This is a genomic window from Chloroflexus sp. MS-G (genome assembly GCF_000735195.1).
In the GTDB taxonomy this organism is placed as follows: domain Bacteria; phylum Chloroflexota; class Chloroflexia; order Chloroflexales; family Chloroflexaceae; genus Chloroflexus.
Genome location: NZ_JPIM01000143.1, coordinates 1 through 9,633, shown reverse-complemented (window position 1 = coordinate 9,633; position 9,633 = coordinate 1). Strand labels below are relative to the sequence as shown.

The window sequence follows — 9,633 nt, the reverse complement described above, 5'->3', positions numbered from 1 at the left end:
ACATTGATGCGTTCCTCAGCGGGTAAAAAATGTTCCGGCTGGTGATCGGGTATAGTGGTATCTGTCTTGTTTCTCATATTTTTATCAGAGCGTGATGAGACTTTCTCAGGACCTTTATGCTCCTTTATGCTGTAGTATGCGGTTTTCTTGCTGCGGCTGTCTAGTGTCTCCGGTCACGACTCGCGAATGACGTGCGTCATTCCAATTGGTGTCCATCTAAAAGTGTCACATGCCAAGATCCACGCCTCGTTTGAGCACCGATAAGCATTATAAGCCTCTCACCATTCGGCCAGCGTCGGGTTACACCTGTGGGGGAACGGCGCTACCCTACTCTTGACGTATAGCACAAGCACTCGCGCGAGAACGGTCGGCGAGATTTATCGCCCTAATAACTCATTTCCTAACAAGCCCAATAATACTTGTCCATCAGGATGCAACTCGAAGCGTGCCCGTTCAAACCATTGTACAATCACAATCGTTCCCGGTTGGGTTTCTTCCACTCGTGGCGTTGAGAGCGGAAGTCCGAACAGAGCTAGACTTTCTGCATAACTCTTACCGGGACGTCCATCAAACTCCAAACCATTGCGCTGCCAGTAACTCAAAAATGGTTCACACACCGACTGATTCGTCTCGGCAAAGTAGCGGCAACCAGAAATTGGCCCACTCTGTTCAAAGGTCATCCAGTCGCGCCCTTGCCGACGCAGAATATCATCACCGATCCGGGAAAGAAGAACATTGTACGGCGGGGCATTTTCTGGTCGCCATTCAAACCGGTGACGCTCGAAGTATTGGACGGTCACTGGCCGACCATCGCTACTGATCTCAGTAAACTCTTCACTGATCGGGAAACCGAAGATCGGTAAGCCACCGTTCTGTTCCCAGTATGTGCGAAAGCCGCCGCCAAGTGTATGCCCTGTTTCTGGGAAGTAGAGGCGGCCATCAGTCGGTACAGCAACACGCGCAAAGGGATCGAAACTACTACGTTCAACAGATGTGCCAAGTGGACAACCGCCATAGGTTGTCGCCGTTTGGAGCGCTGTCAAAACGTTCAGGCGTCCGTACCCGTATTCGCTATCACGACCAGGTGCTCCGCGATCATCGGCGCTAATCGCCAGCACACAGCGTACATCGCTGTTGCTCAGATCGGGTCGTAACGTCATAATCAGTGCTGCGGCACCGCTCACGAACGGGCTGGCAAATGATGTACCGGTTGCCAGCGCATAGCCATTGCCCGGTATCGTAGTGGCAATATCAATGCCTGGTGCAACTAGATCAATAAAGTCGCCGGTATTAGAAAAGCCAGTCACTTCATCGCTATACCCGGTTGCCCCGACTGCCAGGGCCTCTGCGTAGGCTGCCGGATAGTTTGGGGTGTTTCCTTCAGCTCGTTCGTTACCACTCGCTGCAACAATCAGTACACCTCGTTCATTGGCATAGCGTACCGCTTCCTGGAGCGCCGGCGAAGGTGATGATCCGCCCAGACTGAGATTGATAATCCGTGCACCGTTATCGGTTGCCCAGCGAATGGCACTAATGACGCTGGAGTCGCGACAACGACCATTTCTCAAACAGGCCTTGATTGGTAAGATGACACATCCCCAGCATAGCCCAGCAATGCCTTCACCATTATCGCCGCTGGCAGCGATGATGCCAGCTACCGCAGTGCCATGACCATTATCGTCGCCGGAATTGGAACTACCGGTAATGGCATTAAATCCACCCAGGACACGACCTGCCAGCTCAGGATGATTTGCGTCAACTCCCGTATCAATAACTGCGATCACGACTGGCCCACCGGTTGTAATGTCCCACGCATCGTAAGCGGCAATCGTCCCCAATGCCCACTGCTGGTCACGAAGTGGATCGTTAGAGATGCGGCTAACGGTACGCTCATAGTCCGGTACGGCGTAGATCACGCCGTTGAGTGATCGGATGTGGGTAAGGGCCAGTTCGGATGGCATACCGGCAGGTAGGCGAATGAGGTACGTTTGTCTGCCTAAAGGCTCGCTGTGTTGCGCACGAATTGCCCTCGTGACCGTCGCTAGCGTCTGGGGGCTTGCGACTTTGACAATGAGGTCGGTTGTATGTGCCGCCTGCAGCGGAGTGACCGGAATCGTTGCTACCAATACGGAGAGGAAGAGTAGACCGAACAGGGTGAGACGGATCGACATAGATGTCCTCGCGCTGGTAACCAATTTCTTCCAGTATTGTACTCGATAGTCACCGGTTCTGCACCTGTTTTCACCCAGTACAATCCTCCTCCTGTGCTATAATTGAGCCGCTATGGAACAAAAAGCTGCTACAACCTCCTTGCGCGCCGGATTGCGCAAATCGATTTTGACCTCGCTCATCATCGGCCTGGCAGTTGTGATCGCGATCAGTCTGTTTAGCGATCTCCGTGCTGTCGGGAATGATCTGCTGACGTTTGATTGGGCGCTGCTCCCCCTTATTTTGATCGGCACCGTTATCAATTACTGGTTGCGCTGGCTGAAATGGGATTACTACCTCCGCTATTTGAAGCTGGATCGCGATATTGATCGATCAACCAGCGGTCTCATTTTTACTGCCGGTTTGGTGATGTCGGTGACACCGGGAAAAATGGGTGAGGTGCTGAAATCGTTCCTGTTGCGGCAGCGCAACGCTACACCGATCAGTCGGTCGGCGCCAATTGTACTGGCCGAACGATTAACCGATGGTATTGCAATGCTGCTGCTCATGGGGTTAGGGCTGACACTCTACCCGCCAGCACGACCACTTTTTGTCGTACTGGTACTCGTGACAATCATCGGGATTATCATTGTGCAGCGGCAAACGCTGGCCCTCGCGATCATTAGAATGATCGCACGCCTGCCGTTGGGTCAACGACTTGCGCCACGGCTTGAGACGATCTACACCACGACTGCGCAATTACTCCATTGGCGGATTCTGTTAATCTCGACCGTGATCAGCGTCGTTTCCTGGGGTTTTGAGTGCCTAGCTTTCTTTTGGGTGTTGATGGGGGTAGGCAGTACACCATCGTGGTTGTTGTTGTTGCAGGCCACCTTTATTTTTGCTGCCAGTACTCTGTTTGGTCTGGTTTCGTTTCTTCCCGGTGGGTTAGGCGCATCGGAGGTAAGCAGTGTTGGTTTGTTGTTGGCACTGGTCGGTCTAAGTGCCAGTGCGGCGACGACTGCCACTATTGTGATCCGTTTTTGTACCCTCTGGTTTGGGGTCCTGCTGGGCGTAGTTGCGCTGGCATGGCTCAACCGTTATCCTGGTACACTCAGAGAACAAGAAGACCTCGCTTCGCTTAGTGACGCTTCGGAGGTGCTATGACATCGGTCTTTACTCGAATCGTGCGCGGTGAAATTCCTGCCTTCAAGCTGTACGAAGATGATTTAACCCTCTCGTTTCTTGACATCAATCCGGCAGCGCGTGGTCATGCATTGGTGATTGCCAAACCTGAATTGCCGGGTCTCCTCGATTTGCCTCCTGAGCTAGTATCAGCAGTCGCCCTGACGACGCAACGGGTTGCCAGAGCTATCGTCAATGCTCTGAAGCCCGATGGGTTCAACGTGATACAGAATAACGGTGCGGCTGCTGGGCAAGTGGTGTTTCATTATCACGTCCATATTATTCCGCGTTGGGAAGGTGACCGTTCGGTGAAGTTGTGGCGTCCGGGAACGGCCAGCATGGATGAACTACGGGCTGTGGCTGATGAGATTCTCGCTCATATACAGGAGTGATCGATGAGCGAATCTGTTGCTCCACCTCCAAACCAGGTTTCACCACAGGATACTGCCAATCCGAATGGTGCGCAACCAACCACAACTGCGCCGATTCCAGATCCGGCTACAACGAAGCCTCTCCGCCAGCGACCGGCTCGTAACAATCGGCTACGTGTTGGTATGGTGGTAGCGTTAGGCGTTCTGGTGTTAATCATCCTGGCGCTTATTATCATCGGAATTAGTGGTATTGGTCGTCCTACTGCCAGAGCAAATCGCCTCGCACCGCGTGATTTGATTTTACAAGCGTCAACAAACGTTGCCACTGCTGAATATCGAGCTGGGGTTGCTCCCACCGTAATAGAGGTTGCGCCAAGGTTTGCTGCTGCCTACGAACAACTCGGCGGTCTCCGTCGGCTTGGGTTGCCGATTAGCCCAGCGTTGTTCTTAAATGGACGTGAGGTGCAGTGGTTTGAACGCGCCAGGGTCGAACACTGGCCCGAACTGGCCGGTACGCCCTACGAGTTTCAGATCGGTCTGGTGGGGGTTGAGTATGTGGCCGGACGCACCTTTCTACGACCTGAACCCTTTGAGTCGCGTCCGGGCTTGCGTTATTTTCCCGAAACGGGTTTCGGCGTAGGTGGACTGTTTCTCCAGTTTTGGGAAGAGAATGGTGGTCTGATGTCATTCGGCTACCCGATTAGCGCCGAATTTGATGAAGTACAACCTGATGGACGTGCTTTTCGGGTACAGTATTTTGAGCGTGCTCGTTTTGAGCTACACCCTGAAGCTGCTGGCACTCCCTACGTTGTGCAACTTGGTCTACTTGGGTCGGCACTCTATTTTGGTGAACCACGGCCACAGACCGTACAACCGCGTCCTACACCGGTACCATAAGGAAGGTATGCGTAGAAACGGAGTGGATATGGCCTCAGACCAACGCGATCTGGCTATGCTTGCTGCTGTGGTACGCCAGGCCGGTGGTGAAATTGCTCAGGTTACCTATGCCTTAGCAAAGTTTCACCAACGGCTGATCGCTGATGGTCAACAACCGGCTCGAATACTGTATGTCTATCGCACGAACCGACCGGTAGACGCGACGATGGCTGCATCCGGTGACACCCCAAGGCCAGGGTTACGCCCTCGTCTACTGCTCGCATTTCTCAGTGCTGATGCTGCCGTCAGCTTTGCCCAACGTACCGGTCTGGCGCGTTCACCACGGCTGCTTACCCTTTCACCGGCGCGGGCGCTAGCCATATTCCTTCAACAACCAGGGTTGAGCGCGCTGCACATTGCGTATGATGATCTCGCTGCTCCTGATGGTTTGCCGGTAGGCTGGCGCCTATCACGTGCCGAAGTACTGGCGATGTTTGCAATTGATTCGCGTGTTGTTTAAGCAATACCTCATACTAAGGAGGAAGGAATGGGAAGCCGCTTCGATGAGATGCGGATCTTTGCTGGGAATGGCAATCTGCCACTCGCTCGTGCGATCAGCGAACGTCTCGGTGTGCCACTAGGTGATATTACGATTGTCAAGTTTAGTAACGAAAATATCTTTGTCAAGCTCAACGAGAGTGTGCGTGAAAAGGATGTCTTTGTCATTCAATCGCTCTCCATGCCCGATCTCAGTGATCGGATTATGGAATTGTTGATTATGCTTGATGCTTGTAAGCGCGCTTCTGCCGGTCGGATCACTGCCGTGATCCCTTATTATGCTTACGGGCGAACAGACAAGAAAGATCAGCCTCGAGTACCGATTACGGCACGGTTGCTAGCCGATATGATCCAGGTTGCTGGTGCTCATCAGGTGATGACTATCGATCTGCACGCCGGTCAGATTCAGGGATTCTTCTCAATCCCAATGGATGAATTGACCGCGATGAATCTGCTGGTGCGCTATTTTGCCGATAAGGGCTGGAACGATCTCATCGTGGTTTCACCGGATGTTGGTTTTGCGAAACGTGCCCGTAATTTCGCCGAAGCACTCAATGCGCCGTTGGCAATTGCCGAGAAACGCCGATTACAGCACTTTGATCGTAAAGATGGTTCGCTCACCGTTCCCGAAATCCTCAATCTCATCGGTGATGTACGCGGGAAACGCTGCCTGATCGTTGACGATGAGATTGCCACCGGTAGTTCTATTCTCGAAGTGGTGCAACTCCTCGAAAAGGAAGGCGCCAGCGAGATTTATGCCTGCTGTGTGCATGCCGTCTTCGCCGGGAATGCGATTGAACGGCTCCGCGCCAGTTCGCTGCGGGAAGTTGTCGTGACCGATACACTCCCGATCCTGCCTGAACGTCGTTGGCCTGGTCTGACAATCCTCTCGGTCAGTACGCTGATCGCTGAAGTCATTCAGCGTATCCATAGTGGCGTGAGTGTCGATACTATCTTCCAACATCGACGCCATCCGGCGTTGAGTTAACCTGTTGTATCGCGGCCATCGTCTTGTTGTAAAGGAAGCCTGAATGGCGCGAGGTACTTGCTCGCGCCATCACCGAGGCGCCGTTCATTACCGCTCACTCAAAACCCAGTCCGCGCTCGCGGAGACTGACGTACTGCCCACGACCGATAATCAAGTGATCGAGCAGCTCTATATCGAGCAGGCGACCGGCTGCCACCAACTGTCGGGTAACCTCGATGTCGTCTATCGAAGGAGTCGCCTCGCCCGATGGATGATTATGTACCACGATAATGCCCGCACTGTTGCGCCGTACTGCCTCTTTGAAAACCTCTCCAACTCGAATAGTAGCCGAATTAAGACTGCCAATATACACTGTATTGATTTGCTGGACGCGATTTTTCGTGTCGAGCAAGACGGTACGGAGATGCTCTTGATCGAGATGACTCATTTCGACCATCAAGAGCGTTGCCACATCGGCAGGTGAGCGGATCGGGAACCGCTCATCAATCCCACTACGGGCCAGACGCCGTCCGATTTCGAGTGCCGCCTTGATGCTGGCCGCCTTACTCGTACCAATGCCATGGCGCTGACAGAGATCGTTGAAATCGAGGAGTTGTAACCCCGCCCAGCCACCGCATTCGGCAAGCAACTGGTAAGCCAGTTGCAAGACATTGGTGCCGTTGGTACCGACACGCAGCAAGATTGCTAGCAGTTCGGCATCGCTCAAGGCTCCCGCTCCCAATCGGGCCAGTCGTTCTCGTGGTTGATCATACGCGGGTAGTTCGTGCATGCGGAGTGAAATCATGTTGCCCTCACCCTACAATGTTGTTCGGTTCCATATATATAACCGTTTGTGAGGGCAAAACGATTCGGTGATTTTGCCGACAGATGATGGACAACCTTCCTACTTGCGTGCCAGGTTAGCCGCTACCAGAATTGGATCCCAGACCGGTGCGAAAGGTGGAGCATAGCTCGCATCCAACTCTGCCAATTCGTCAATGGTCCAACCAGCCTGTAATGCTGCCGCAATAGTGTCGATTCGCTTGGCCACACCTTCATGACCAACCATCTGCCCGCCCAGCAGGCGTCGGCTCGTTTCATCAAACACAAGTGAGACGGTAATTGGCTGATGTCCCGGCATGTAGTGCGCACGTGAATTTGCCGTCGCACTGATTGCTCTGGCCGCAAAACCTTCGGCCTGCGCACGTGCCAGGGACAGACCACTCATCGCTGCTTCCAGATCAAAAACCTTTACTGCTACCGTACCAACAATTCCGCCAAATCGTGCGTCACCACCGGCCAGATTCTCGCCTGCAACTCGCCCCTGTTTGTTTGCCGTTGTCCCCAGTGGCACCCAGACCGGTTTCCCCGTCACCCGATGTAAGGCTTCGGCCACGTCACCTGCCGCCCATACTTGAGGAACATTCGTACGCTGATGATCATCGACCGCTACCGCACCGGTTGTTCCAAGCGCGATACCGGCCGAACGGGCAAGCGCAACTCCTGGTCGTACACCAACGGCAAGGATGACTATTTCAGCCGGAATTGATTGCCCATCGATAAGTACTTCACGTACCCGTTCATCACCGACTATTGCCTGAACAGTCTGACCCAGACGAACATCGACTTGGTGCTGCCGTAATTCGGCCTCAACCTGAGCCGCCAGTTCATTATCGAAACTCGGTAGTACTTGCGATAGCCGCTCGATCAGCGTTAATTGTACGCCATGTGCAGCCAGCGCTTCGGCCATCTCTAAACCAATATAACCACCACCAATAATGACCCCAGTTCGGGGTTGTTGTTCATGCAGCCAGTGCTGGATCGCCCGTGCATCCTCAACGTTCCGCAATGTAAAAACACCAGGTAAATCGACGCCAGGGAGAGGGGGACGAACCGGTTGACCACCGGTGGTAAGCACTAACTCATCCCAATGGTCAACAAACTCACGTCCACCGGTCAAATCACGTACTCGTACTGTTTGTCGTTCAGTATCAATTGCCAACACTTCGTGATGAATGAGCGCTTGAATGCCCTGTCGGGCAAACTGTTCAGGTGTGCGTACAATCACATCTTCAATTCGGGCAATCTCACCCTTGATGGCGTAGGGAAAACCACAAGCGCCATAGCTCACAAAACCGGATCGCTCGTACACGACAATATCAAGCTCAGCATCAGTTCGTCGTGCTTTGGCTGCCGCACTCATACCGGCTGCACCACCACCAATGATCACCACTCGTCGTTTCATGAAGTTGCTCCATGTGCTGCTTATGCTTTCGTTGATTAAGATGAGTCAAACCTGGGCAACGTTACGTTTTTCCACCATGAAGAGGGCAAGTACTCCGACCGCCAGCAGACCAATCAGCGAGCATACCATACCGTTGTACCCGATCCGTTCTACCAGCAGTCCGGTAACGATCGGTGCTACAGTCCGAGCAACGGTGAGAATGATATTCTGAATACCACTAATAACTCCATAGTTTACCGATCCATACTCTTCAGCAATGAGTGCTGCCCGCATGATGGTTTGTGTTCCAGCACCTGCACCGAAGAGTGCGATGTATATCAGTGCGGCAAAAGGATGTGTAGAAAACATCAAAACTGTCAGCCCGATGATCTGCATCCCAAACAGACCAATCGTCACCAATCGGCGTGACCATCGTTCGCCGAAGGGGCCGAGGAACAAGCGACCGAGCAATGACATAAAACCATGCACTCCGGCGATGGCAGCGGCAAATACCAGGGTTTCGCCGCGGCTCAGGAGGTAGGGGATAAGCTGGATCGTCATGGTTACTGTCGCAAACCCACTCATTGCGAACGCAATACTCAGTAACCAAAAACGTAAGTCCCTGATTGCCACTCCCACTCGCACGGAGGGTTCAGGAAAAATCGTAAGGTCTGTTGCCGATAACACACCATCAGGTGTCAACCCTAGATCGGCTGGGCATCGTCGCAGAACCAGTGCATGGGGCGGGATGGTGAGTGCCATGATTGCCGCCAGTACCAGTAACGCTAAGCGCCAGCCTATCAGATCGACCAGCCAACCGGCCAGCGGAATGAAGATGAAGCTGGCCCAGGCCCCGAAGAAGGTTAATACTTGCAGTGCCCGACCGCGCTCGCGACGAAACCAGGTGGCAATAATTGCAAACGCCGGTTCGTACAGAACGGCAGCGCTGGCAATACCAACCCCGGCCATTACCAGGTAGAGCTGTAGCGGTGTGGTGATCTGCGACCAGAGTATGAGCAACCCGCAGCCTGCGAGTGAACCTGCCGTCATTAGTCCACGGCTACCGTAGCGATCAAGCCACCAACCAATCAATGGTGCTGCCAGCCCATTGGTCAGCAGTGTCACTGAATAACCGGTAGTTATAGTGAGTTGACCGACTCCCAGATCGGTGGTCATCGGTGAGATGAACACACTGTAGGCATAGTACAAAATGCCCCACGAAATGACTTCGGTGACCGAGACGGTCAACAGCATCACCCAGCCGTAATACAGGCGACCAGACCATAGTTGCTTTAACAACATGA

Annotated in this window: 9 protein-coding genes; 5 read left to right on the top strand and 4 right to left on the bottom strand. The window is 53.4% G+C overall.

Features of this window, described 5'->3' with window-relative positions:
- Positions 1–377: 377 nt before the first annotated feature.
- Positions 378–2,171 carry a S8 family peptidase gene (locus tag JE47_RS0118110; RefSeq protein ID WP_031461104.1) on the bottom strand — a complete coding sequence of 598 codons (1,794 nt, stop codon included), beginning with the start codon at positions 2,169–2,171 and terminating at the stop codon, positions 378–380.
- 112 nt (positions 2,172–2,283) lie between these two features.
- Here JE47_RS0118110 and JE47_RS0118105 point away from each other — a divergent pair, with 112 nt between their 5' ends.
- The 5 genes from JE47_RS0118105 to JE47_RS0118085 are packed head-to-tail and all read left to right on the top strand — an operon-like array spanning position 2,284 to position 6,126.
- The gene (locus JE47_RS0118105; protein WP_031461103.1) at positions 2,284–3,315 is read left to right on the top strand and encodes a lysylphosphatidylglycerol synthase transmembrane domain-containing protein; all 1,032 of its coding nucleotides are present in this window, start codon (positions 2,284–2,286) and stop codon (positions 3,313–3,315) included.
- Positions 3,312–3,725, top strand: coding sequence for an HIT family protein (locus tag JE47_RS0118100; protein ID WP_031461102.1), 414 nt, complete (start codon positions 3,312–3,314; stop codon positions 3,723–3,725). The genes JE47_RS0118105 and JE47_RS0118100 overlap by 4 nt, the downstream gene beginning before the upstream one ends.
- Positions 3,726–3,728: 3 nt before the next feature.
- Positions 3,729–4,601, top strand: a complete 873-nt coding sequence (locus JE47_RS0118095; protein ID WP_031461101.1) for a hypothetical protein — start codon at positions 3,729–3,731, stop codon at positions 4,599–4,601.
- Positions 4,602–4,629: 28 nt separating this feature from the next.
- Positions 4,630–5,100: a hypothetical protein gene (locus JE47_RS0118090; RefSeq protein WP_031461100.1), complete on the top strand. Its 471-nt coding sequence runs from the start codon at positions 4,630–4,632 to the stop codon at positions 5,098–5,100.
- A 27-nt stretch (positions 5,101–5,127) separates the two neighbouring features.
- Complete coding sequence (locus JE47_RS0118085; protein ID WP_031461099.1) at positions 5,128–6,126, top strand: ribose-phosphate diphosphokinase; 999 nt, start codon at positions 5,128–5,130, stop codon at positions 6,124–6,126.
- A 94-nt stretch (positions 6,127–6,220) separates the two neighbouring features.
- Here JE47_RS0118085 and radC read toward each other — a convergent pair whose 3' ends face one another.
- The 3 genes from radC to JE47_RS0118070 form a co-directional block, all read right to left on the bottom strand.
- A complete protein-coding gene (radC, locus tag JE47_RS0118080) occupies positions 6,221–6,910 on the bottom strand; it encodes a RadC family protein (protein WP_031461098.1) in 690 nt (229 codons plus the stop codon).
- A 99-nt stretch (positions 6,911–7,009) separates the two neighbouring features.
- Complete coding sequence (locus tag JE47_RS0118075; protein WP_031461097.1) at positions 7,010–8,350, bottom strand: FAD-dependent oxidoreductase; 1,341 nt, start codon at positions 8,348–8,350, stop codon at positions 7,010–7,012.
- A 45-nt stretch (positions 8,351–8,395) separates the two neighbouring features.
- Positions 8,396–9,633: MFS transporter (locus JE47_RS0118070; protein WP_051871203.1), on the bottom strand; the 1,238-nt coding region annotated here is incomplete at its 5' end.